This window comes from Phenylobacterium composti DSM 19425 (assembly GCF_059568645.1).
Map to the genome: position 1 here is coordinate 160,956 of NZ_JCANTT010000011.1, position 23,865 is coordinate 184,820.

Here is a 23,865-nt window from a genome sequence, read left to right on the forward strand (position 1 = left end):
ATGTCCGAGCAAGCGCCCGCCAAGCGCCTCTACATCAAGACCTACGGCTGTCAGATGAACGTCTATGACAGCGAGCGCATGGCCGATGTCCTTGCGCCGTTCGGCTACGGCGTGACGGACGATCCGGCGGGCGCGGACCTCGTGGTGCTCAACACCTGCCACATCCGCGAGAAGGCCACCGAGAAGGTCTATTCCGAACTTGGCCAGATCAAGCGGCTCAAGGAAGCCCGGCAGGCCGAGGGCCTGGGCATGACCATCGCCGTGGCCGGCTGCGTGGCCCAGGCCGAAGGCGAGGAGATCATGCGCCGTCAGCCGGCGGTGGACCTGGTGGTCGGGCCGCAGGCCTATCACCAGCTGCCCGAGCTGATCGCCCGCGCCCACCGGGCCCGGGGCGAGCGCCTGGCCGCCGACTTTGCGCCGGACGAGAAGTTCGACGTCCTCTCCACCGACCGCCGCCCGAGCGGCGTGACGGCCTTCCTGACGGTGCAGGAGGGCTGCGACAAGTTCTGCACCTTCTGCGTGGTGCCCTATACCCGCGGGGGCGAATGGAGCCGTCCGGCCGACGCCATCGAGGCCGAGGCCCGCGCCCTGGCGGAGAAGGGCGTGCGCGAGGTCACCCTGCTGGGCCAGAACGTCAACGCCTATGACGGCGAGGGCGGCCTGGCGGGCCTCATCCGGCGGCTGGCCAAGATCCCGGGCCTCGACCGGATCCGCTACACCACCAGCCACCCGCGGGACATGGACGAGGCGCTGATCGCCGCCCATGCCGAGGTGCCGCAACTGATGCCCTACCTGCACCTGCCGGTGCAGGCCGGCTCGGACCGGATCCTGCGGGCCATGAACCGGGCCCACACCGCCGAGAGCTATCTGCGGGTGATCGAGAAGGTGCGGGCTGCGCGTCCCGACATCGCCATCTCGGGCGACTTCATCGTCGGCTTCCCCGGCGAGCGCGACAGCGACTTCGAGGCCACTCTGCAGCTCGTCCGCGAGGTGCGATACGCCTCGTGCTTCTCGTTCAAATATTCCCGCCGTCCCGGCACCCCGGCCGCCGCCATGCCCGGCCAGGTGCCCGAGGAGGTGAAGGAGGAGCGGCTGCACCGGCTCCAGGCCCTGCTCGAGGAGCAGCAGGCGGCCTTCAACGCCGCCCAGGTCGGCCGCACCCTGCCCGTGCTGTTCGAGAAGCCGGGCCGCCATCCGGGCCAGCTCGTGGGCCGCAGTCCCTATCTGCAGTCGGTCCATGTGACGGCGTCGGATCGACTGCTCGGCCAGATCGTTCCTGTGAAGGTCGAAAGCGGCGCCCGGAACAGCCTGTCCGGCGCCCTCCTTGGGGAACTGGAGACGGCTTGAGCCGCGCACCTGAATTCATCGCCCTGTCCGACGCCGCCGTGCGGGCGGTGGCCGGCCTGAACAGCCGTCATGCGGCCCTGATCGAGGACGCCTTCGGGGTGCTCGTGGAGACCCCCGGCGGCGGCGTGTCGCTGAGCGGCGACGCCAAGAGCCGCGGCCAGGCCAAGCGCGCCGTCCAGGCCATCGCCCAGCGGGCCGACCAGGGCCTGGAGGTCGGCGAGGCGGACGTGCGGGTGGCCATCGGCCAGGCCCGGGCCGGCAAGGCCGCGCCGGGAACCGCGCCCCTGCCCGTGGGCCGTCGCGGCCAGGTGGCGCCCAAGACCGCGACCCAGGCCCGGTACCTTCAGGCCCTGGCCCAGTGCGAGCTGGTGTTCGGCCTGGGTCCCGCCGGCACCGGCAAGACCTTCCTGGCCGTGGCCCACGGGGCCGGCATGCTGCTGCAGGGGGCGGTGGACCGCCTGATCGTCTCGCGGCCGGCGGTGGAGGCCGGCGAGCGCCTGGGCTTCCTGCCCGGCGACATGAACGAGAAGGTCGACCCCTACATGGCGCCGGTTTGGGAGGCGCTCACCGACATCCTGGGCGCCGAACAGCTGCGCCGGCGGCGGGAGAAGGGGGAGATCGAGGTCGCCCCCATCGCTTTCCTGCGCGGCCGGACCCTGAGCCACGCCTTCGTCATCGTGGACGAGGCTCAGAACGCCAGCCGGGCCCAAATGAAGATGGTGCTAACCCGCCTGGGCGAGGGCTCGCGCATGGCGGTGACCGGCGACCCCACCCAGATCGACCTGCCGAACCCCGCCGATTCCGGCCTCGCCCATGCGGTGGGCCTGCTGGAAGGCCTGGAGGGCATCGGCGTCACCCGCTTCTCGTCCGAGGACGTGGTCCGTCACCCGCTGGTGGAGCGGATCGTGCGCGCCTACGACGCCGACGCGGCCCGTCGCGGACGTACGGTTTGATCGACATCGAGATCGAGGACGACGCCTGGACCGCGGCCCTGCCCGAGGCCGAGGCCCTGACCCGCGCCGCCGCCCTGGCGGCCCTGGCCAGCGAGGGGGCGGACGGCGAGGGCGTGACCCTGCTGCTGACCGACGATGAGGCCGTGCGCGACCTCAACGCCCGGTTCCGGAGCAAGGATGCGCCGACCAACGTGCTGTCCTTCCCTGCCCCGACCAATCCTGAGAAGCACCTGGGCGATGTGGCCCTGGCCTTCGGCGTGTGCGCCCGCGAGGCGGACGAACAGGGCAAGCCGCTTGGGCATCACCTGCAGCACCTGGTGGTGCATGGCGTGTTGCACCTTCTCGGATACGACCACATGAGCGAAGATGAGGCTGAGGCCATGGAGGGCCTCGAGCGCGTCGTCCTGGCCGGACTGGGGGTTCGTGACCCCTACGCGGTCAGCGAGGGAGAGCATGACTGACCCCGATCCATCGAGTAGGCCCGGCCCGGGCCGCCGCCGAGGGCTGATGGCCTTCGTCGATTTCTTCCGCCGGTCCGCCGAAGGGGCGGCCGCCGAGGGGCCCGAGCCGGAGACCGAAAGCGCCGGCGAACTGGTGAGCCAGGCCCGCGCCTTCCAGAACCTTCGCGTCGAGGACGTGATGAAGCCGCGGGCGGACATCGTCGCCGTCGACCGCAGCAGCACCTTCGCCGAGCTGGTCGCCCGCTTCGTGGAGGCCGAGCACAGCCGGATGCCGGTCTACAAGGACACGCTGGACGAGCCGGTGGGCGTCGTCCACGTGAAGGACGTCTTCCGCCTGCTGGCCCGCAAGACCCGCAAGCCCAAGCCCGAGGACCAGATCCTGCAGGGCCGCTACCAGATCGTCCGCAAGGTGCTGTACGTGCCGCCGTCCATGCCCGCGGCCGAGCTGCTGGCCCTGATGCGCACGCGGCGCACCCACATGGCCCTGGTGATCGACGAGTTCGGGGGCACCGACGGCCTGGTGACCCTCGAGGACCTGCTCGAGAAGCTGGTGGGCGAGATCGCCGACGAGCACGACGAGGCCAATGACCAGGGCTTCAGCCCGATCGTCGAGGACGACGACGGCTGGATCGCCGACGGCCGGGCGCCGCTGGAAGAGCTGGAGCACGCTATCGGCGAGGGGGTCGACCTGGCGCCCGCCGATCTCGACGAGGAGATCGAGACGGTGGCCGGCCTGGTGAACGCCCTGGCCGGCCGAGTGCCGCAGAAGCGCGAGCGCATCGACCACCCGGACGGCTATTCCATCGAGGTGCTGGCGGCTGATCCTCGGCGGGTGAAGCGGGTCCGGGTGCGGCGGGCGCCGGCCCCGGCCGAGGCCTGAGCGACGCCTTGCATCGCGCCTGGCGTCACCCGCTGTGGGCCCTGGTGGGCGGTCTCGCCGCCGCCCTGGCGCATCCGCCCTTCGGCCTCCTGCCGGGACTTCTGGGCTATGCCCTGATCCTGCTGGCCCTGGAGGGCGAGGCGCCGCGGCCGCTGAGGGCGGGCTTCTTCCGCGGCTGGCTCGCCGGCCTCGGCTATTTCGGCCTCTCCACCTGGTGGATCATCGAGCCCTTCCTGGTGGACGTGAAGGTCCACGGCTGGATGGCGCCCTTCGCCTTGGCGGCCATGGCCGGGGGGCTGGCGCTGTTCTGGGGCCTGGCGGGCCTGGCCTATCGGGCGCTGCGCCCGGACGGCGTCTGGAAGGTGCTGGTGTTCGCCGGCTGCGTGGCGGGGCTCGAATGGCTGCGGGGCCATGTGCTCACGGGCTTCCCGTGGAACCTGCCGGGCGAAAGCTGGCGGGCGGGCTCGGCGCCCTCCCAGGCTGCGGCCCTGGTGGGCGCCTATGGTCTGACGTGGATCACCGTAGCCCTGGCCGCGGCCCCGGCGGGGCTCGCCCTCGGGCTCGGCCGGACCGCGCGGATCGCCACCCTGGGCCTCGCGGCCCTCGCCCTTGCAGGGCTTTATGGTCACGGCTGGGTCCGCCTCCAGGCCGCGCCTGCGGCCGAGGACGTCGATGCGCCGCGGATCCGCATCGTCCAGGCCGATGTCGACCAGAAGGAGAAGTGGAAGCCCGAGAACCTGGGGCTGATCTTCGAGACCTATGCGGGCCTGACGGGACGCCCCTCGCCCTCGACGCCGGACATCGTGGTCTGGCCCGAAGGCGCCCTGCCGGCGGTGATCGACGACCTCATCGCCCCGCAGTCGCCCTATGGCCCCCGGCTGCGGGACGCGCTGGCCGACGGCCAGACCCTGCTGATGGGCGCCAACCGGGCCGAACTCGCCCCCTCGGGCCAGGTCCGCTACTTCAACAGCCTGGTAGCCTTCCGTCGCGAGGGCGGCGGCCTGCGGGTGACAGGCGTCTATGACAAGCACCGGCTGGTGCCGTTCGGCGAGTACCTGCCCCTGGGTGAGACCATGACCCGACTGGGCGTGCGCAGCTTGGTGCACATGCCCGAGGACTTCACCGCCGGACCGCCGCCGCGCCCGCTGGCCCCCTGGGGAACGCCCGCCCTTCAGCCGCTGATCTGCTACGAGGCCCTGTTCCCCGGCTTCACCCGCGCCGCCGCCGCCCGCGAAGGCATCCGGCCGGCCTGGATCCTCAACATCTCCAACGACGCCTGGTTCGGCCGCACCAGCGGTCCGCTGCAGCACCTGAACATCGCCAGCTACCGGGCCATCGAGGAGGGGCTGCCCATTGTCCGCTCCACGCCTACCGGGGTCTCAGCGGTCATCGACGCCCATGGCCGCGTCGCGCCCGGCCACCGCCTGGGTCTCAGGGAGCTGGGCGTGATCGATGCGCGCCTGCCGCCGCCGCTGGCGCCGACGCCCTATCATCGCTTCGGGGACCTGCTGTTCGCCGTCATGCTCGGACTTTCCGCAGCCGGCGCCGTCCTGGGCCGCCGCCGCCGCTGATCCCCTCGGGCGCGCCGCGACCCCCACGTCTCAAGGTTGCCATTCGCGCAAGCTTAGGTATGGGGGCGTTGCATGAACATGTTATCCGACTTCGAGCGCGACGCGCCCAATCCGGTGGACCGGCATGTGGGCCTGCGCATCCGCATGCGCCGCAAGGAGCTCGGCCTGAGCCAGGAGCGGCTGGCCGAGATGATCGGCCTCACCTTCCAGCAGGTGCAGAAGTACGAGCGCGCCACCAACCGGGTCAGCGCCTCGAAGCTGTGGGAAGTGGCTCGGGCTCTGAATGCTCCCGTCAGCTATTTCTACGAAGGGCTCGACGACGAGATTCCCGAGATGACGGACGGCGCGTCCGCGGCCCTGCAGGCCTTCCTGCTGTCGAACGACGGCGCGGAGCTGGCGCGGCTCTTCCCGCGCATCCGCCAGCCCAAGGTCCGTCGCCGCATCCTCGACCTGGTGCGGGCCATGGCCGAGGAGACGGCGCCGGCAGAGGCCTGACGCGAGAGCGCCGACGGCGCTTGGCGGGACATAAAGATTTCTTTATAGGCTTTCGGACCTCCCGCCGGCCGCCTGGGGTACGCGGCCGCAAGAAGCCCCGGAGCTAAGCGTCTTGAGCCGTTCCAACTACATCTTCACCAGCGAGGCCGTGTCCGAAGGCCATCCGGACAAGGTCGCTGACCGCATCTCCGACACCGTCGTCGACGCCTTCCTGTCGGTGGAGCCCGAGGCGCGGGTCGCCTGCGAGACCCTGGTCACCACCAACCGCATCGTGCTGGCGGGCGAGGTCCGGGCGGGCAAGCCGGGCGCCTCCAAGGCCGAGAACAAGGCCCTCACCAAGGAGATCGTGAAGTCGCTGGAGCCGAAGGTCCGGGCGGCGATCAAGGACATCGGCTACGAGCAGAAGGGCTTCCACTGGCAGAAGGCGAAGTACGCCTGCTACCTGCACGAGCAGTCGGCCCACATCGCCCAGGGCGTGGACGCCAACGAGAAGAAGGACGAAGGCGCCGGCGACCAGGGCATCATGTTCGGCTACGCCTCGGATGAGACGCCCGAGCTGATGCCGGCGACGCTGCAATATTCGCAGAACATCCTGAAGCGCCTGGCCGAGGTGCGGAAGTCGGGCGAGTGCCCGGTCCTGGAGCCGGACGCCAAGAGCCAGGTGACCATCCGTTACGAGGACGGCAAGCCGGCCGAGGTGCTGCAGATCGTCGTCTCGACCCAGCACAAGAAGCGCATCGGCCTGCATCTGGCCACGCCCAAGCGCCTGGCCGAGGTGATCAAGCCCTATGTGCTGGAGGTGATCCCCGAGGGCCTCGTGACCAAGCGGACCAAGTGGTATATCAACCCCACCGGCCGCTTCGAGATCGGCGGACCGGACGGCGACGCGGGCCTCACCGGGCGCAAGATCATCGTCGACACCTACGGCGGCGCGGCCCCGCACGGCGGCGGCGCGTTCTCGGGCAAGGACCCCACCAAGGTGGACCGCTCGGCCGCCTACGCCTGCCGCTATCTGGCCAAGAACGTGGTGGCCGCGGGCCTCGCCAAGAAGTGCACCATCCAGATCAGCTACGCCATCGGCGTGGCCGAGCCGCTGAGCTTCTATGTGGACCTGCACAACACCGGCGAGATCGACCCGGCGAAGCTCGAGAAGGTGCTGCCCGAACTGATCGGCGGCGCCACCCCCCGGGCCATCCGCGAGCACCTGGGCCTGAACAAGCCGATCTACGCCCGCACCGCCGCCTATGGGCACTTCGGCCGCAAGCCGGACAACGAGGGCGGCTTCTCGTGGGAACGCACCGACCTGGTGGCCGAGCTGCTGAAGCTCGCTTAAGGACGGCCACATCACGCGTTGCGCACGGCGTCGCCTCGGCGGCGCCGTTTGCATTTTCACTTCCGCTCCCGGAGCCTATGGGTCGCTGTCTTCGGAGCTGTGACGAGCCAGTGTTGAGCGCATGACCGAGAACCACCGACCGCTCCGGTCCTTCGGCCGCATCAAGTCGCGCGTCATCAAGCCCCGGCAGGCGGCGCTGATGGAAAGCCTGCTGCCGTCGCTGCGGCCGCCGGAGGGACCGTTCGCGCCCAGGGACCTGATGCCCGGCGCCGCCGAGGCGTGGCTGGAAATCGGCTTCGGCGGCGGCGAGCACATGGCCGCCCAGGCCGGCCGCCGACCGGAGGTGCTGATCGTGGGCGCCGAGCCTTTCCAGAACGGGGTGGCGAGCGCCCTTCGTCATGTGGACGAGCAGGGCCTCTCCAACGTCCGCATCCACGACGGCGACGTGCGCGAGCTGATGGCGCGGATGCCGGACGCCGCCCTGGACCGGGTCTTCATCCTGTTCCCCGATCCCTGGCCCAAGGCGCGGCACAACAAGCGCCGGCTGATGCAGACCGAGACGGTGGCCGAGCTGGCCCGGCTGTTGAAGCCGGGCGGTCGGCTGCGGTTCGCCAGCGACTGGGCGGACTATGTGGACTGGAGCCTGGAGCGTTTTCTGAAGGATGGCCGCTTCCAGTGGCCGGCGGAGCGTGCGGACGACTGGCGGGTCCGGCCCGCCGATCACGTCACCACGCGCTATGAGGAGAAGAAGCTGGGCGACTGCGCGCCGGTGTTTCTCGACTTCGTGAGGATCTAGCGCGGCCGGGGGCGGGCTGAACTCTCAGGTCCGCCCCCGGTCACGTCAGGATCAGCCCTTGGCGGCCTTGTAGGCCTCGATCGAGGCGCGGATCAGGTCGGCGGCCTCTTCGGGATCGGCCCAGCGGACGATGTCCACGGTCTTGCCCTTCTCCAGGTCCTTGTAGTGCTTGAAGAAGTGGGCGATCTGCTCGGTCAGGATGGCGGGCAGGGCGCGCCAGGAATCCACGCCCGCGTAGAACGGGTGCAGCTTGTCGGCGGGCACGGCCAGGATCTTCTCGTCGCCGCCGGCTTCGTCGCGCATCATCAGGGCGCCGATCGGCCGGGCGCGGATGATGGCGCCGGGCACCACCGGGGTCGGCCCCACCACCACGATGTCCATGGGGTCGCCGTCGTCGGCCAGGGTGTGCGGGATGAAGCCGTAGTTGCCCGGGTAGTACATCGCCGTGTGCAGAAAGCGGTCGACGAAGATCGCGCCGGACTCCTTGTCCAGCTCGTACTTCACGGGCTCGCCGCCCTGCGGGATCTCGATGATGGCGTTGACGTCGTACGGCGGGTTCTCGCCGACCGGAATCTTGGAGAGGTCCATGGGGAGATGGCCTTCAGGTGATGAAGAATAGAGGCGCGCTCTGTGGGCGATGCGCGGGCGTGAGTAAAGGCCCTCGGGCGGAGAAACCGGGGGATGCGGGCGGCCGCGGGCGACGGACGCCGGGCGTCTGTCGACTGAGGGGCTTCCAAGAGGACCGCTCGAGCGCTATAGTCTGCACAACATCGCTGATCGCGCTGGATAGCGCCTTCAAGCGGCGGGCTCCGGCCCGACCGCTTTTTTCTTTGCCGGAGGCCTGGGTCTCGACCATGCGCGGGAAGACCGCCGAAGACCTGAAACTGCTAGAGCTGCTCGATCCCGTGGCCGAGGCCGCGGGCTATGAGATCGTGCGCATCCGTCTCATGGGCGGAGAGCGCAACCAGCGCCGCCTGCAGATCATGGCCGAGCGTCCCGAGGACGGGGACATGAACGTGGAGGACTGCGCCAAGCTGTCCCGCGCCGTGTCCGAGGTGCTGGACGCCGCCGACCCGATCGCCGGCGAGTACACGCTGGAGGTCTCGTCGCCCGGCGTCGACCGGCCGCTGACCCGGCTGAAGGATTTCGAGACCTACGAGGGCTACGAGGCCCGGCTCGAGCTGGACCGCCTGGCCGAGGGGCGCAAGCGCTTTCGCGGCGTGCTGGCCGGGGTCGAGGACGGGCAGGTGGCCATCGATCTGGAGGGCGAGGAGGACACCGCGCTCGTTCCCTTCGCCTGGATCGTCGAGGCCAAGCTGGTGCTGACCGACGAGCTGATGAAGCGGGGCGCCGAGCTGCGCGCGGCCCGCATGTCCGACGAACAACAGACTTCCGAGTAGAGGGACCACCCCATGAGCCTCACCGGCATTTCCGCCAACCGGCTTGAACTCCTGCAGATCGCCGAGGCGGTCGCCCGCGAGAAGGCGATCGACAAGGAGATCGTCATCGAGGCGATCGAAGAGGCGATCCAGAAGGGCGCCCGGGCCCGCTACGGCGCCGAGCACGACATCCGCGTGCACATCGATCCCAAGACCGGCGAGACCACCATCAAGCGCGTGGTGACGGTGGTGGACGACGACGCCCAGTTCGGCGGCGGGGTCGACGAGGACGGCAACGAGCTGCCGTTCGAGGAGCCGCCGGGCATCCTGCGCCTCTCGGACGCCAAGCGCCGGGACAAGGACGCCTTCGTGGGCAAGGTCTATGAGGAGCTGCTGCCGCCGTTCGAGTTCGGCCGTGTGCAGACCCAGATGGCCCGCCAGGTGGTGATGGGGAAGGTCCGCGACGCCGAGCGTGAGCGTCAGTACGAGGAGTACAAGGACCGCGTGGGCGAGATCGTCAACGGCACGGTCAAGCGGGTCGAATACGGCAACGTCGTCGTCGACCTGGGCCGCGGCGAAGGCATCATGCGCCGCGACCAGTCGATCCCGCGCGAGAATTTCAACATCGGCGACCGGATCCGCTGCTACATCTACGACGTCCGTCGCGAGACCAAGGGGCCGCAGATCCTGCTGTCGCGGGCCCACGGCGGCTTCATGGCCAAGCTGTTCGCCCAGGAAGTGCCCGAGGTCTATGACGGCGTGATCGAAATCCGCGCCGTGGCCCGCGACCCCGGTTCGCGCGCCAAGATGGCGGTGGTCTCGAACGACTCCTCCATCGACCCGGTCGGCGCCTGCGTCGGCATGCGCGGCTCGCGCGTGCAGGCGGTGGTGGCCGAGCTGCAGGGCGAGAAGATCGACATCATCCAGTGGAGCCCGGACGACGCCACGTTCATCGTCAACGCCCTGGCCCCGGCGGAAGTCTCCAAGGTGGTGATGGACGAGGAGGACGAGCGCGTCGAGGTGGTTGTCCCCGACGAGCAGCTGTCGCTGGCCATCGGCCGCCGTGGCCAGAACGTGCGCCTCGCTTCGCAGCTGACCGGCTGGCAGATCGACATCATGACCGAGAGCCAGGAGAGCGAGCGCCGTCAGCGCGAGTTCACCGAGCGCACCGCCCTGTTCCAGGAAGCCCTGGACGTGGACGAGGTCATCGCCCAGCTGCTGGTCACTGAAGGCTTCGCCTCGGTCGAGGACGTGGCCTATGTGGATCCGTCCGAAATCTCGGCCATCGAGGGCTTCGACGAAGACACGGCGGAAGAGATCCAGACCCGCGCCCGCGAGTACCTGGAGAAGGAAGCCGCCGAATACGACCAGAAGCGCCGCGACCTGGGCGTCGAGGACGCCGTCCTGGAGATCGAGGGGATCACCCTGCCCATGGCCGTGGCCCTGGGCGAGGGCGGCATCAAGACCGTCGAGGACCTCGCCGGCCTGGTGCCCGACGACCTGCGCGGCTGGTTCGAGACCAAGAACGGCGAGCGCGTGCGCGAGCCGGGCATCCTGGAATCCTTCGGCCTCGACGCCCAGGACGCCGAGCTGCTGATCATGCGCGCCCGGGTCGCCATGGGCTGGGTGGAAGCCCCGCCGCAGGAGCAGGCCGATGAAGCCGAAGCCGGCTTCGAGGGCGAGCCGTCCGACGAGGTTGTCGCCGAGGCCGAAATGGCCGGCGAAGCCCGCGACGCCTAAGGACGGGTGAGGTGACCGACCATGGAGCCCTCCGCCGCTAAGGCCCCTGCCACCCTCGCCGAGGCGTCGCGCGAACGGCGTGACATCGTCTCGGGCGAGGTCATGGAGGAGGCGCGGCTGATCCGCTTCGTGGTCGGACCCGAAGGCCAGGTCGTGCCGGACCTGGCGCGCAAGCTGCCGGGCCGCGGCCTCTGGGTCGCGGCCGACCGGGCCTCGGTGGAGACCGCGGCCAAGAAGGGCCTGTTCGCCCGGGCCGCCAAGGCCAAGGTCCAGGCTCCGCCGGGCCTCGCCGACCAGGTCGAAGGCCTGCTCAAGCGACGGCTTTTGTCGGCCCTGGGTCTTGCGCGGAAGGCTGGCGACATTACCTCGGGATTCGAGAAGGTTTCCGCGACAATCCATGCCGGCAAGGCGGCCTGGCTGATCGAGGCCCGCGATGGCGCGGCCGACGGTCGGCGCAAGCTGCTGGCCCTGGCCCGGAAGCAGCAGCCCCAGCCGCGTGTCTTCGGCGTTTTCACCGCCGAGGAATTGGGTTTGGCCTTGGGCGGCGAGAATGTGATACACACCGCCTTCCTTGCGGGGCGAGCCGCCGAGCGCTGGGCAGAAGATGTCCGTCGCCTCGAGGGGTTCAGTCCGCTCCTTCCTGAGGATTGGCGCGAGGAGCCTTCGGAGGCGAAGCGGGAGCCTTAGGGTTTCCGCCTTGAACTGTTTGATGACGTGGGGCCGGGATCCGCCCGGTCGGTGAGTAAAGCGAGCGAATGAACGACGATAACAACAACGGCCGCAACGGACGCCAGCCCCTGACCCTGAAGCCGCGCCCGGCGGGTTCGGTCAGCTCGGGCACCGTGAAGCAGAGCTTCAGCCACGGCCGGACGAAGACGGTGGTCGTCGAGACCAAGCGCGCGCGCCCGCACGCTTCGGGCGGCGGCAACCTCGCTGCGCCGTCCGCCGCCGAGCGTCGCCATTTCGATCCCAAGCCGGCCGCCCCGGCGTCCCAGGCTCCGCGCGGCCCGACGCCGAACGACGGCCTGTCGCCCGAAGAACGCGCTGCTCGTCAGCGCGCCCTGGAGCTCGCCCGCCAGCAACAGGCCAAGCAGGAAGCCGAGCGCCGCGCCCGTGAGGAGCGCGCCCGCGCCGAGGCCGAAGCCCAGCGCGCCGCCCAGGCCGCCGCCGCCGCGGCTCAGGCCGCCGCCGCTGCGCCCGCGCCCCAGGCTGCGGCTCCGCAGGCCGCCGCTCCGGCTGCGCCCGCCGCGCCCCAGGCGCCTCAGGCGCCTCAGGCTCCGGCGGCTCCGACCCCGGCTCCCCAGGCCCAGGCTCCCGCCCCGCAGGCGCCGCGTCCGGCGGCCCCCGCGGCCGGCCAGACCCGCACCTATCAGCCGTCGCCCGACCGGCGCGACGATCGGCCGACCACGACCACCTACCGTCCCGAGCGGCCGAGCAGCCGCTTCGAAAACACCAACTTCAGCCAGCGCACGCCGCGGGCCGATGGCGACCGTCCGCGCCCGCAGCGCCGCGACGACGACCGTTCGCGCCAGAGCGATCGTCCGCAGCCCGTGCGTCCGGAAGGCGGCACCGTCCGCTATTCGGCCCTCGCTCCGCGTCCGGCGCCCGGCGGCGCCCGTGGTCCGGGCGGCCCCGGCGGTCCGCGCGGTCCTCGCGTGGGCGCTGCGGCTCCGCCTCCCACGCCCGAAATCCAGCGCGCCGCCCGGCAGGCGCCGCGTAGCGGCGGCTCGGTCATGGACCGCCGGGACGAGGACGACCGGCGTCGCGCCAACGATCTGGGCAAGGGCGCCATCAGCCGCGCCAAGGGCGCGCCCAGCCGCCGTGAAGGCCGCCTGACGATCCAGGCTGTGGCCGGGGACGCCGACGGCGCCGAACGGATGCGCTCGCTCGCCTCGGTGCGCCGCGCCCGTGAGCGTGAGCGCGAGAAGCGCAAGGGCGGGCAGCAGGAGCAGGCCCGCGTTTCCCGCGAGGTCGTGATCCCCGATGTCATCACCGTGGGCGAACTCGCCAACCGGATGGCGACCCGCGGCGTCGAGGTCATCAAGTTCCTGATGCGTCAGGGCGTGATGCTGAAGATCAACGACGTCATCGACAGCGACACCGCCGAGCTGGTGGCCACCGAATTCGGCCACACCGTGAAGCGCGTCTCGGAGGCCGACGTCGAAGAGGGCTTCATCACCGCCGACGACAACGACGATCATCTGGAGCCCCGGCCCCCGGTGGTCACCGTCATGGGCCACGTCGACCACGGCAAGACCAGCCTGCTCGACGCCCTGCGGAGCACCGACGTGGTGTCGGGCGAGCACGGCGGCATCACGCAGCACATCGGCGCCTACCAGGTTCGCCTGGAGAACGGCCAGCGCGTGACCTTCCTGGACACGCCCGGCCACGCCGCCTTCTCGGCCATGCGGATGCGCGGGGCCAATGTCACCGACATCGTCATCCTGGTGGTGGCGGCGGACGACGGCGTCATGCCCCAGACTGTGGAAGCCATTCAGCACGCCAAGGCCGCCGGCGCGCCGATCATCGTGGCGATCAACAAGATCGATAAGCCGGACGCCGATCCGACCCGGGTGATCAACGAGCTGCTGCAGCACGAGATCGTCGTGGAAAGCCTGGGCGGCGACACCCAGGTGGTCGAGGTCTCGGCCACCCAGAAGATGGGCCTGGACAACCTCATCGAGGCGATCCTGCTGCAGGCCGAGCTGCTGGACCTGAAGGCCAACCCCGACCGCACCGCGGACGGCGTGGTCATCGAGGCCAAGCTCGACAAGGGCCGCGGCGCCGTGGCCACCGTGCTGGTGAAGCGCGGCACGCTGAAGCGCGGCGACATCGTCGTCGCCGGCTCGAGCTGGGGCCGCGTCCGCGCGCTCCTCAACGAGCGTGACGAGCAGCTTCAGGAGGCTACGCCCTCCACGCCGGTGGAGATCCTCGGCCTGGACGGCACGCCCGATCCGGGCGAGCCCTTCGCCGTGGTGGAGAACGAGGCCCGCGCCCGCGAGCTGACCGAGTACCGTCAGCGTGTGAAGCGCGAGAAGGCCGGCGCGCCGGTCGCCTCCGCCTCGCTGGCCGACATGATGGCCAAGCTGGCCGACAAGAAGGTCTCGGAGCTGCCGGTCATCATCAAGGCCGACGTGCAGGGCTCGGCGGAAGCCATCGTGGGCTCGCTGGAGAAGCTGGCCACCGACGAGGTCCGTGCGCGGGTCATCCTGTCGGGCGCCGGCGCCATCAACGAGTCGGACGTGCTGCTGGCCAAGGGCGCCGGCGCGCCGATCCTCGGCTTCAACGTCCGCGCCTCGAAGCAGGCCCGCGACCTGGCCGAGCGCGAGGGCGTCGAGATCCGCTACTACGCGATCATCTACGACCTGATCGACGACATCAAAGGCGTGCTCTCGGGCATGCTGGCGCCAATCCAGCGCGAAACCTTCCTGGGCAACGCCGAGGTGCTGCAGGCCTTCGACATCACCAAGGTGGGCCGCGTGGCCGGCTGTCGGGTGTCGGAAGGCGTGGTCCGCAAGGGCGCGCGCGTCCGGATCATCCGCGACGGCGTGGTCATCCTGGAGCTGGGCGTCCTTAAGACGCTCAAGCGCTTCAAGGACGAGGTCAACGAGGTGCCGGCCGGCCAGGAGTGCGGCATGGCCTTCGAAGGCTTCCAGGACATCAAGGCCGGCGACACCATCGAGTGCTTCAACCTCGAAGAGGTCAAGCGCTCGCTCTAGCCGACCAGAGACGGACAAGCCCCGGGGATCTCTCCGGGGCTTTTTCGTTCTGGGAAGGCGCGAGCCGGGCCAGGCGTCGTTCAGCGAAGGCGGCGTCTTGTGGCGCCCTGACGAGTTATGTCAGGGGAAGCCGAACCCGGAGGTCCGCGTGCGTATCGTCATCCTGAGCCTGCTCGCCCTGGTCCTGGCCTCATGCGCCTCGGTGCGGAAGCTGGATGCGGCCAGCGACGTCCATGCCCTGCTGATTTCCATCCGCGACAACGACCAGGCCGCCTTCGACGCCCATGTGGACCGCGAGGCGCTCAAGGCCGAGATCGAGCGGCGGCTCGTCGCCGAGGGTTCGAAGGACAAGCGCCTGGGCGACCTGGCCGCCCTCCTGGCCCCGAGCCTGGCGGAGCTGGCCGGCGAGGCCCTGGTGCAGCCCGAGGTCTTCCGCGCCGTGGCCGAGCACTACGGCTACACGCCGCGGACCAAGATCCCGGGCGCCGTGGCCATCTCCCAGATGCTCAAGCCCCTGGACGATGGCCGGATCTGCGCCACCCGCAGTAAGGGCGGGCCCTGCCTGCTCTACTTCACCAAGGGGCCCGACGACCGCTGGCGGCTCTCGGGCTTCGAGGGCGAGGTGAAGGATTTCGAGCTTCGGGTCTGAGTGCGTCAGGCCGCACCCATTCCGTGCTGACCATCAATCCGCGGGAGGACGGCGACACCAGGGCGGCCGAACAGGGGTCATCGCCTGCGCCTGCTTCAAGGCCTGAACGGGCGCCTGACGCTGGACTTGCGCGTTCCGCGCGCCTAGAAGCGCGCCCTTCGCCTGCAGGGGGCGTCCGACCCGCCCCTCAGGCCAAAAGGTTTTGAACACATGAAACGCCCCCAAGCCAAAGGCCGCGGCGGACCGCAGGGTCCCTCGCAGCGCCAGCTCCGCGCCGGCGAACTGGTGCGCCACGCCCTCGTGGAGATCTTCCGCGAGGAAGAGATCAACGACCCCGTCCTGGCCGGCGTGTCGGTCACGGTCACCGAGGTGCGGGTCAATCCCGACCTGCGCCACGCCACCGCCTTCGTGGAGCCTCTTGGCGGCGAGAACGCCGCCGAGGTGGTGAAGGCGCTGAACCGGCACGCCCGGTTCATCCGCGGCCATCTCGGGCGGATGATCGACCTGCGGTTCACACCCGAGCTGCACTTCCGCCACGACGAGAGCTTCAACGAGGCGGCGCGGATGGCGAAGCTGTTCGACGACCCGCGGGTGCGGCAGGACCTTTCGCCGCAGCCGCCGTCGGATTCCTGGAAGGACGAGGACTGATGGCGCGGCGCAAGCGCGGCCAGGCCATTTCGGGCTGGCTCAATCTGGACAAGCCCTACGACCTCGGCTCGACCCATGCGGTGAGCCGGGTGCGGCGGATTTTCGACGCCCAGAAGGCGGGCCACGCCGGCACCCTGGACCCGCTGGCCACCGGGGTCCTGCCGATCGCCCTCGGCGAGGCGACCAAGACGGTCCCGTTCCTGATGGACGCGGACAAGGCCTACCGCTTCACCATCGAATGGGGACGGACCACGGCCACCTACGACCGCGAGGGCGCGACGCTGGCCACTTCGGACGTGCGGCCGACCGTGGCCGAGGTGGAGGCCGCCCTGCCGCGCTTCGTGGGCGAGATCCTGCAGGTCCCGCCGGCCTTCTCGGCCATCAAGGTGGACGGCGAGCGCGCCTATGACCTGGCGCGCGCCGGCGAGCAGGTGGAGCTGGAGCCGCGGCCGGTGGTGATACATTCAGCCAAGGTCACGGCCGCGCCGGACCCCGATCACGTCACCATCGAGGTCGAGTGCGGCAAGGGCACCTATGTGCGGGCCATCGTCCGCGACCTCGCCGAGATGCTGGGCGCCTGCGGCCATGTGAGCGCCCTGCGCCGGACCCGCGTGGGGGCGTTCACCGAGGAGAACGCCGTCACGCTGGATATTCTTGAAGATTTGGGGCATAAGGCTCGCCAATCGGAGGCCCTGCTTCCGGTCGAGACCGCGCTGGACGACATCCCGGCGCTGGCCGTGACCGACGAAGACGCCTTCAGATTGAAGCAGGGACGATCGATCGTTCTCGTTCCCCGACAGGTGGAAGCGGTAAAGGCCCGGCTCCGGCCGGGTGAACGCACTGTTTCGGCCATGGCGGGCGGGTCGGTTGTGGCGCTCTGCGAGATGCGCGCGGGACGGCTCGAACCCTCGCGTGTCTTCAATCTTTGACCCAGAGCGGAGAAACCCGATGTCGATCACGGCTGAACGCAAGGCCGAACTCATCAAGGCCCATGCCCGCGGCGAAGCGGACACGGGCAGCGCCGAAGTCCAGGTGGCGATCCTGTCCGAGCGGATTGCGAACCTCACCGAGCACTTCAAGACGCACAAGAAGGACAATCACTCGCGCCGCGGCCTGCTGAAGCTGGTTTCGCAGCGCCGCTCGCTCCTCGACCACCTGAAGAAGGCCGACCAGGCCCGCTATCAGGCCCTGATCGAGAAGCTGGGTCTGCGCCGCTAGTTGGTTCCATCGAGGGCCCACCGGTTCGCCGGCGGGCCCTCGACCTATGTTTTTACCGTCACGCCTCCGCGACAGGCCGGAGGAGTTCGTGACGGACCAGGGCGGCCCGGAGGCCGGGCGCCCTTTTCGTCCGTGAGGGTTCGATCCGAAATCCTCGCCCCGCCTGTTTGACTGGAGAGGATTTCGGAAGTCCGACGCCCTGTCCGCCCCCGCCGGGAATACGCCCGCGGGATGAGAAAGAAGCCAAAATGTTCGATATCAAGCGCAAGACGATCGAGTGGGGGGGCAAGACCCTCACGCTCGAAACCGGCCGCATGGCCCGCCAGGCCGACGGCGCCGTCCTCGCCACCTATGGCGAGACCATGGTGCTGGCCACCGCGGTCTACGCCAAGAGCGCCAAGCCGGGTCAGGACTTCTTCCCCCTGACCGTGAACTACCAGGAGAAGTTCTACGCCGCCGGCAAGATCCCCGGCAGCTTCCCCCGCCGCGAGGGTGCGCCCTCTCAGAAGGAAACCCTCACCAGCCGCCTGATCGACCGTCCGATCCGCCCGCTGTTCGTGAAGGGCTTCAAGAACGAGGTCCAGGTCGTCTGCACCGTCCTGGCGCATGACCTCGAGAACGATCCCGACATCGTCGCCATGGTAGCCGCCTCGGCCGCCCTGGTGCTCTCGGGCGCCCCGTTCATGGGCCCGATCGGCGCCGCCCGCGTTGGCTATGTGAACGGCGAATATGTGCTCAATCCGACGCTCGACGAGCAGAAGGAGAGCGCCATGGACCTCGTCGTCGCCGGCACGGCCGAAGCGGTGATGATGGTCGAATCCGAAATCCAGGAGCTCTCGGAAGAGGTGGTCCTGGGCGGCGTGACCTTCGCTCACAAGAGCATGCAGCCGGTGATCGATGCGATCATCGAGCTGGCCGAACATGCGGCCAAGGACCCCTTCGAGTTCGAACCGGAAGACACCGACGCCCTCAAGGCCCAGGTGAAGGACGTGATCGGCGACGACCTGCGGGCCGCCTACCAGATCACCAAGAAGTCCGAGCGCGTGGCCGCCCTGGCCGCTGCCAAGGAGAAGGCGGTCGCCACCTTCGCCAAGTCGGACGCCAATCCTGAGGGCATCGATCCGCTGAAGCTGATCGGCGTCTTCAAGGAGCTGGAAGCCGACATCGTGCGCCGCTCGATCCTCGAGACCGGCAAGCGCATCGACGGCCGTTCGGTGGATCAGGTCCGCCCGATCGTCTCGGAAGTGGGCGTGCTGCCCCGGGCCCACGGTTCGGCGCTGTTCACCCGCGGCGAGACCCAGGCCCTCTGCGTGGCCACCCTGGGCACCGGCGATGACGAGCAGCTGATCGACGCCCTCGAAGGCAAGTACTTCGAGAAGTTCATGCTGCACTACAACTTCCCGCCGTTCTCGGTGGGCGAGACGGGCCGCATGGGCGCGCCGGGCCGGCGTGAAGTGGGCCACGGCAAACTCGCCTGGCGGGCGATCCGTCCGATGCTGCCGTCCTACGAAGAGTTCCCCTACACGATCCGCATCGTGTCGGAGATCTTCGAGTCCAACGGCTCGTCCTCGATGGCCACGGTCTGCGGCTCGTCGCTGGCGCTGATGGATGCTGGCGTTCCGCTGAAGAAGCCGGTGTCGGGCATCGCCATGGGCCTGATCCTCGAGAACGACGGCTTCGCGGTTCTCTCGGACATCCTGGGCGACGAGGACCACCTCGGCGACATGGACTTCAAGGTGGCCGGCACCGCCGACGGCATCACGTCCCTGCAGATGGACATCAAGATCGCCGGCATCACCGAAGAGATCATGAAGAAGGCCCTCGAGCAGGCGAAGGCCGGTCGTCACCACATCCTCGGTGAAATGAACAAGGCCATGACGGCACCGCGCGCCGAACTGGGCGAGTTCGCGCCGAAGATCGAGACCATCAAGATCCCGGTCGACAAGATCCGGGAAGTGATCGGCTCGGGCGGCAAGGTGATCCGCGAGATCGTCGAGAAGACCGGCGCCAAAATCGACATCGGCGAGGACGGCACGATCAAGATCGCGGCCGCCGAGCAGGCCAAGATCGACGCCGCCAAGGACTGGATCAAGTCGATCGCCTCGGAACCCGAGGTCGGCGCGATCTACACCGGCAAGGTCGTGAAGATCGTCGACTTCGGCGCCTTCGTGAACTTCTTCGGCGCCAAGGACGGCCTGGTTCACGTGAGCCAGATCTCCAACGAGCGCGTGAACAAGGTCTCGGACGTGCTGCAGGAAGGCCAGACCGTGAAGGTCAAGCTCCTGGGCTTCGACGACCGCGGCAAGACCCGCCTCTCCATGAAGGTCGTGGACCAGGAGACCGGCGAGGACCTGTCGAAGAAGGACGAGAAGGCCGAGGAGGCCGCGGACGCGTAAGCGACCGCATCCCGTCTGGAGTTGAGAAGGCGGCCGGAGCGATCCGGCCGCCTTTTTCGTGGGTCAGGCCGTCAGGGCCTTGGGGAGGCCGTAGCGGGCCGCCGGGCTTCAGGGCTAGGTCCCAGGCCCGGGGTGCGCCGGGCGGCCTCCTGGGCGGCCAGGGCGGCCCCCGCGGGGGCCTCCATGGAACATCCTGCCCTTTCCCGGCAGGAGTGCAGCGCGGCCCTGACACAAAGAAAAAGCCCGCCGTCGCCGGCGGGCCCTTCCGTCTCTCTCCAAGAGGGCGTCAGCCGCGCAGCTTGCGCAGCAGCACGTCGATGTCGCGGGCGATGGCCGGGTCCTCGGCCTTGAGGGCCTCGATCCGCCGCACGGCGTGCAGCACGGTGGTGTGGTCGCGCCCGCCGAAGCGGCGGCCGATGTCGGGCAGGGAGCGCGTGGTGATCTGCTTGGCCAGCCACATGGCCACCTGACGCGGCCGGGCGACGGCGCGGGCGCGGCGCTCGGAGATCAGGTCGGCTTGCTTGAGGGCGTAGTGTTCGGCCACGGCCTTCTGGATCATGTCCACGGTCACCTTGCGCTCGGTGACCGACAGGTGCGGCCGCAGGATGCTCTGGGCTTCGTCCAGGGTCAGGCGGGCGATGTCGCCGCCCACCCGGGCCACCAGGGTGTTCAGGGCTCCCTCCAGCTCGCGCACGCTGTCGGTGAAGCGGTCGGCCAGGAACTGCAGCACCTCGGGCCGGGCCGAGGGCACGAAGCGACCCTGGGCGGCCAAGGTCTGCAGCTTGCGCTCCAGGATGCCCAGGCGAAGGTTGCGGTCAGCCGGCTCGATGCCGCAGACGAGGCCCGCCTGCAGGTGCGAGCGCAGGCGCGGCTCCATCTCGGACAGCTCGGTGGGCGAGCGGTCGGCGGTGAGCACCACCCGGCGGCCGTCCTCCACCAGGGCGATGAGCGTGTGGAACAGCTCTTCCTGGGTCTGGGTCTTGCCGGCCACGAAGTGAACGTCGTCGATCAGCAGCAGGTCGGCGTTGCGCAGGTCATCCTTGAAAGCCTGGGTCTGACGGTCCTGGATCGCCTTGACGAAGGTGGAGGTGAAACGCTCGGCGGTCAGATAGACCACGCGCTTGCCAGGGGCGCTGCGCATGGCCTCCCAGGCCAGGGCGTTCAGCAGGTGGGTTTTCCCGAAGCCGTAGGGGCCGTGGAAGAGCACGGGGTTGAAGTGGCCGTCCGACCAGGAGGCCACGCGACGGGCCACGGCGAAGGCGAATTCGTTGGCCGGGCCCGACACGAAGGTGTCGAACGAGAAGCGCTCCTGAAGGCCCTGGAGGCGGCCCTGGCGGGCGGCCACGGGCGCGGCGGCCTCAGCCTCGACCTCGAACACCTGAGGGGCGGCTTCGGCGTTGGCCGCGGCGGGCGCGGGGATGGGCGTATGGGCGGCCATGCCGGCGGATTCGACCTCCATCCTCGACTTCAGATCCAGACGCCGGCCCAGAGGGTCGTTCTGCGCCCAGAGTTCACCGATCCGGCGCCAGGCGTGGCGGCGGATCCAGTCCCGGGCGACGCCCGTGGCGGCGACGACGCAGACCTCGTCACCGAATTCGCGCAGCGCAGCCTGACCGAGCCACGATCCGAACGTGGCTTCTCCCAACTCGTGCTTCAGGACCTGGCAGGTTTTCGTCCACACGGCCCCCGCCGGCGCGCCTGCCATTGCTCCCGCAGCCCCCCTGCTCGTCATCCCGCACAACCCCATCGAACATCGACGCCGACGCCCGGGCCCCGAACCCCCGAACGACCGGATTTTTCAACACACACAAGCTCTTATCCGGGGAACACATGTGCTCCGCCGGCGTCCCGCTGTGGTCGCGAGATCAATAAAAGACGCCTGTAAGACCGCTGAGACTAGTCGGGGGCCGTGCCCGGTCAACGGTGATTCTTCGCCCTGTCGACGGATATTTCGGTTGACTCACAGCCAGGCCTTTTGCGGCCAAGGGAAAGCTCAAAAAACGGCTTCAGAGACTGGGAACATATGTCGCGGCGTCGCCCGCGGCGGACGAACCGCGGTTCAGAAAATGCCTCGCGAAGAGGTGATCGCGGCATGAAAAAACAGCGCCCCAGGCGGGACGCTGTTTCGAAAAATCCAGCAGGATCGGCAGGCCTTTCAGCCCTCCGGCGCGGACCTTAGGCGGCCGACAGCTTCTTCAGCCGGGCGGCCAGGCGCGAGACCTTCCGGGCGCCGGTGTTCTTGTGGAACACGCCCTTGCTGACGGCCCGCATCAGCTCGGACTGGGCCTTTACGAAGGCTTCCTTCGCGGCGCCGGCGTCGCCCGAGGCCACGGCCTCTTCGAACTTGCGCAGGAAGGTCCGCACGCGCGAGCGGCGGGCGGTGTTGACTTCGGTGCGGCGGGCGATCTTGCGGACCGCCTTCTTGGCGCCGGGCGTATTGGCCATTCGTCTAAGCTCTCGAAACGGGTCGCGCCCGACCAGCCGGCCGGGCGGGCAAAATTGGAGGCGCGGATATACGCAAGGGCGGCGGCCGGGTCAATGCCATTGGAGCTGATCTCCGAAGGTTCTGCGCAGAGGCCGGTCCGGCCGCGCCTACCGGCCCTTGAAGTCGGGCTTCCGCTTCTCGACGAAGGCGGCCATCCCTTCCTTCTGGTCCTCGAAGGCGAAGAGGGAGTGGAAGAGCCGCCGTTCCACGGCGACGCCCGTGGAGAGCGTGGTTTCGTAGGCGGTGTTGACCAGCTCCTTGTTCATCATCACGGCCAACGGCGACTGCGCGGCGATCCTGGCCGCCGCTGCTAGGGCCTCGTCCAGCAGCTTGTCGGCGGCGACCACCCGCGAGACCAGCCCGGCGCGCTCGGCCTCGGCGGCGTCCATCATCCGGGCGGTCAGGATCATGTCCATGGCCTTGGACTTGCCTACGAAGCGGGTCAGGCGCTGGGTGCCGCCGATGCCCGGCATGACGCCCAGGTTGATCTCGGGCTGGCCGAACTTCGCCGTCTCGGAGGCGATGATGAAGTCGCAGAGCATGGCCAGTTCGCAGCCGCCGCCCAGGGCGTAGCCTGACACCGCAGCGATGATCGGCTTGCGGAACTGCTCGATCCGCCGGGCCGCCGGGGTGAAGAAGTCCTGGGAGAACATCTGGGCGTAGGTCTTGTCCGACATCTCCTTGATGTCGGCGCCGGCGGCGAAGGCCTTCTCCGAGCCGGTGATCACCAGGCAGCGCACCGCCTCGTCCGCCTCGGCCGCGTCCAGGGCCAGGGACAGTTCGCCGAGCAGGGTGCTGTTCAGCGCGTTCAGCGCCTCGGGCCGGTTGAGCCGGATCAGGGTGACGCCCGCGCTGGGGGTTTCGACGATCAGGGTCTCGAAGCTCATGGCGCTGCGTCCTCCTCCGCTTGCCTCCAGCGACTTACGGCCCCGTAACCGAATAGCCAAGCGCCCGGAGCCGGGCCGGGACGCCGCCCTCGCCGATCAGATGGCCCATGCCCACCACCACGACCGTGCGGCCCTGGCCCTTTAGTCGCGCGTGCAGGATCTCGGTCCAGCGGGCGTTCCGGTCCTCCACGAGGCGTCGGAACAGGAGCGGCGAGGCCTCGCGCAACGGCTCCAGCGCCTCTCGCTCCAGTCGCTCGACGTCGCCGGCCGCCCAGGCCGCCACCAGCTTCTCGAAGGCCTCGGGGTCGGCCTCCATCTCCCGGATCGTCTCGCGCAGGGAGGCGAGCTGCTCGGCCTCGGGGGCCTCGTCGAAAATCGCCAGCTGTTCGGCCACGGTCTCGAAGGCGCGACGCGCGGCGGTCGCAGGGGCGGCGGCCTCCACCGCCTTCTCGACCCCAGCGTCGATCCCCGCCCCGGCCTTGCCATAGACGGCGCCCGCCAGGGCCAGTTCCGCCAGCCAGGGCTCCAGCCGGTCGAGCACGGTCGGATCGGCGCCATAGGTCTGGGCCACCCGGGCGAGGCGGGCGGCGTCGTCGGGGCCCAGACGGGCGAACAGGGACTCTCCGGGCGGCAGCATGCCCTTCTCGCCGGCGAGGCGGGCGCTCTCCCGTTCGGTGGCGGGGCCGGGCGGCAGCTCGAACCAGAGGTCGTCGGCGGTCTCGAGCGCCGCGGCCAGGGCGGCTGGCTTCCAGGCCAGGCCCGGCGGCAGGACGTGGATCGAGCCGAACAGCACCATCTCGGAATCGGCGTCTCTCACCACCCAGACGGGCGGCTCGGCGCCGGCCGGCGCGGCGACGGCGAAGGTGGCGGCAAGGGCGGCGAGGGCCCCGGTCAGGCGGCGGATCATC

The 23,865-nt window shown here is 69.6% G+C and carries 22 protein-coding genes; 17 read left to right on the forward strand and 5 right to left on the reverse strand.

The genetic code is table 11. The annotated features are described in order from the left end of the window. From miaB to trmB, 8 genes are all read left to right on the forward strand, one after another. Complete coding sequence (gene miaB, locus BO64_RS03755) at positions 1-1,347, forward strand: tRNA (N6-isopentenyl adenosine(37)-C2)-methylthiotransferase MiaB (RefSeq protein WP_496401937.1); 1,347 nt, start codon at positions 1-3, stop codon at positions 1,345-1,347. After that, positions 1,344-2,300 (forward strand): PhoH family protein, encoded by a 957-nt coding sequence (locus BO64_RS03760; protein ID WP_496401938.1) that lies wholly within the window; start codon positions 1,344-1,346, stop codon positions 2,298-2,300. Before miaB ends, BO64_RS03760 begins: the two co-directional genes overlap by 4 nt. Beyond that, on the forward strand, positions 2,297-2,761 hold the full coding sequence (gene ybeY, locus BO64_RS03765; protein WP_496401939.1) for an rRNA maturation RNase YbeY: 465 nt from the start codon (positions 2,297-2,299) through the stop codon (positions 2,759-2,761). The genes BO64_RS03760 and ybeY overlap by 4 nt, the downstream gene beginning before the upstream one ends. Beyond that, a complete protein-coding gene (locus tag BO64_RS03770; protein ID WP_496401940.1) occupies positions 2,754-3,641 on the forward strand; it encodes a hemolysin family protein in 888 nt (295 codons plus the stop codon). Before ybeY ends, BO64_RS03770 begins: the two co-directional genes overlap by 8 nt. 8 nt (positions 3,642-3,649) lie before the next feature. Further along, entirely contained in the window at positions 3,650-5,212 is a 1,563-nt protein-coding gene (gene lnt, locus BO64_RS03775; RefSeq protein ID WP_496401941.1) for an apolipoprotein N-acyltransferase, read from the forward strand. 72 nt (positions 5,213-5,284) lie between these two features. Beyond that, on the forward strand, positions 5,285-5,707 hold the full coding sequence (locus BO64_RS03780; RefSeq protein WP_496401942.1) for a helix-turn-helix domain-containing protein: 423 nt from the start codon (positions 5,285-5,287) through the stop codon (positions 5,705-5,707). Between the two features lie 112 nt (positions 5,708-5,819). Then, on the forward strand, positions 5,820-7,040 hold the full coding sequence (metK, locus tag BO64_RS03785) for a methionine adenosyltransferase (protein WP_496401943.1): 1,221 nt from the start codon (positions 5,820-5,822) through the stop codon (positions 7,038-7,040). A 121-nt stretch (positions 7,041-7,161) separates the two neighbouring features. Next, positions 7,162-7,836 (forward strand): tRNA (guanosine(46)-N7)-methyltransferase TrmB, encoded by a 675-nt coding sequence (gene trmB, locus BO64_RS03790; protein WP_496401944.1) that lies wholly within the window; start codon positions 7,162-7,164, stop codon positions 7,834-7,836. 51 nt (positions 7,837-7,887) lie between these two features. Here the strand turns inward: trmB and ppa are convergent, their stop codons facing one another. Further along, positions 7,888-8,424 (reverse strand): inorganic diphosphatase, encoded by a 537-nt coding sequence (gene ppa / locus BO64_RS03795; protein WP_496401945.1) that lies wholly within the window; start codon positions 8,422-8,424, stop codon positions 7,888-7,890. Between the two features lie 266 nt (positions 8,425-8,690). Between ppa and rimP the strand changes: the two genes are divergently transcribed. The 9 genes from rimP to pnp all read left to right on the forward strand — a co-directional run bounded on the left by rimP (position 8,691) and on the right by pnp (position 19,585). Further along, positions 8,691-9,236 (forward strand): ribosome maturation factor RimP, encoded by a 546-nt coding sequence (rimP, locus tag BO64_RS03800; RefSeq protein WP_496401946.1) that lies wholly within the window; start codon positions 8,691-8,693, stop codon positions 9,234-9,236. 12 nt (positions 9,237-9,248) lie between these two features. Next, entirely contained in the window at positions 9,249-10,955 is a 1,707-nt protein-coding gene (gene nusA, locus BO64_RS03805; protein ID WP_496401947.1) for a transcription termination factor NusA, read from the forward strand. 21 nt (positions 10,956-10,976) lie between these two features. After that, complete coding sequence (locus BO64_RS03810) at positions 10,977-11,642, forward strand: RNA-binding protein (protein WP_496401948.1); 666 nt, start codon at positions 10,977-10,979, stop codon at positions 11,640-11,642. A 68-nt stretch (positions 11,643-11,710) separates the two neighbouring features. Continuing rightward, positions 11,711-14,674, forward strand: a complete 2,964-nt coding sequence (gene infB / locus BO64_RS03815) for a translation initiation factor IF-2 (protein ID WP_496401949.1) — start codon at positions 11,711-11,713, stop codon at positions 14,672-14,674. 148 nt (positions 14,675-14,822) lie between these two features. Next, entirely contained in the window at positions 14,823-15,323 is a 501-nt protein-coding gene (locus BO64_RS03820; RefSeq protein WP_496401950.1) for a DUF2939 domain-containing protein, read from the forward strand. A gap of 210 nt (positions 15,324-15,533) precedes the next feature. Next, positions 15,534-15,971: a 30S ribosome-binding factor RbfA gene (rbfA, locus tag BO64_RS03825; protein ID WP_496401951.1), complete on the forward strand. Its 438-nt coding sequence runs from the start codon at positions 15,534-15,536 to the stop codon at positions 15,969-15,971. Then, a complete protein-coding gene (truB, locus tag BO64_RS03830) occupies positions 15,971-16,900 on the forward strand; it encodes a tRNA pseudouridine(55) synthase TruB (protein ID WP_496401952.1) in 930 nt (309 codons plus the stop codon). The genes rbfA and truB overlap by 1 nt, the downstream gene beginning before the upstream one ends. A 19-nt stretch (positions 16,901-16,919) precedes the next feature. Further along, positions 16,920-17,189, forward strand: coding sequence for a 30S ribosomal protein S15 (gene rpsO / locus BO64_RS03835; protein ID WP_496401953.1), 270 nt, complete (start codon positions 16,920-16,922; stop codon positions 17,187-17,189). A 248-nt stretch (positions 17,190-17,437) separates the two neighbouring features. After that, positions 17,438-19,585, forward strand: coding sequence for a polyribonucleotide nucleotidyltransferase (gene pnp / locus BO64_RS03840; protein ID WP_496401954.1), 2,148 nt, complete (start codon positions 17,438-17,440; stop codon positions 19,583-19,585). Between the two features lie 286 nt (positions 19,586-19,871). Here pnp and dnaA read toward each other — a convergent pair whose 3' ends face one another. From dnaA to BO64_RS03860, 4 genes are all read right to left on the reverse strand, one after another. Further along, positions 19,872-21,332: a chromosomal replication initiator protein DnaA gene (dnaA, locus tag BO64_RS03845; protein WP_496401955.1), complete on the reverse strand. Its 1,461-nt coding sequence runs from the start codon at positions 21,330-21,332 to the stop codon at positions 19,872-19,874. 428 nt (positions 21,333-21,760) lie between these two features. Continuing rightward, a complete protein-coding gene (rpsT, locus tag BO64_RS03850) occupies positions 21,761-22,030 on the reverse strand; it encodes a 30S ribosomal protein S20 (RefSeq protein ID WP_496401956.1) in 270 nt (89 codons plus the stop codon). Between the two features lie 147 nt (positions 22,031-22,177). Next, positions 22,178-22,957 (reverse strand): enoyl-CoA hydratase, encoded by a 780-nt coding sequence (locus tag BO64_RS03855; RefSeq protein ID WP_496401957.1) that lies wholly within the window; start codon positions 22,955-22,957, stop codon positions 22,178-22,180. 34 nt (positions 22,958-22,991) lie between these two features. Continuing rightward, positions 22,992-23,864, reverse strand: coding sequence for a TraB/GumN family protein (locus BO64_RS03860; RefSeq protein ID WP_496401958.1), 873 nt, complete (start codon positions 23,862-23,864; stop codon positions 22,992-22,994). Position 23,865: the final 1 nt, after the last annotated feature.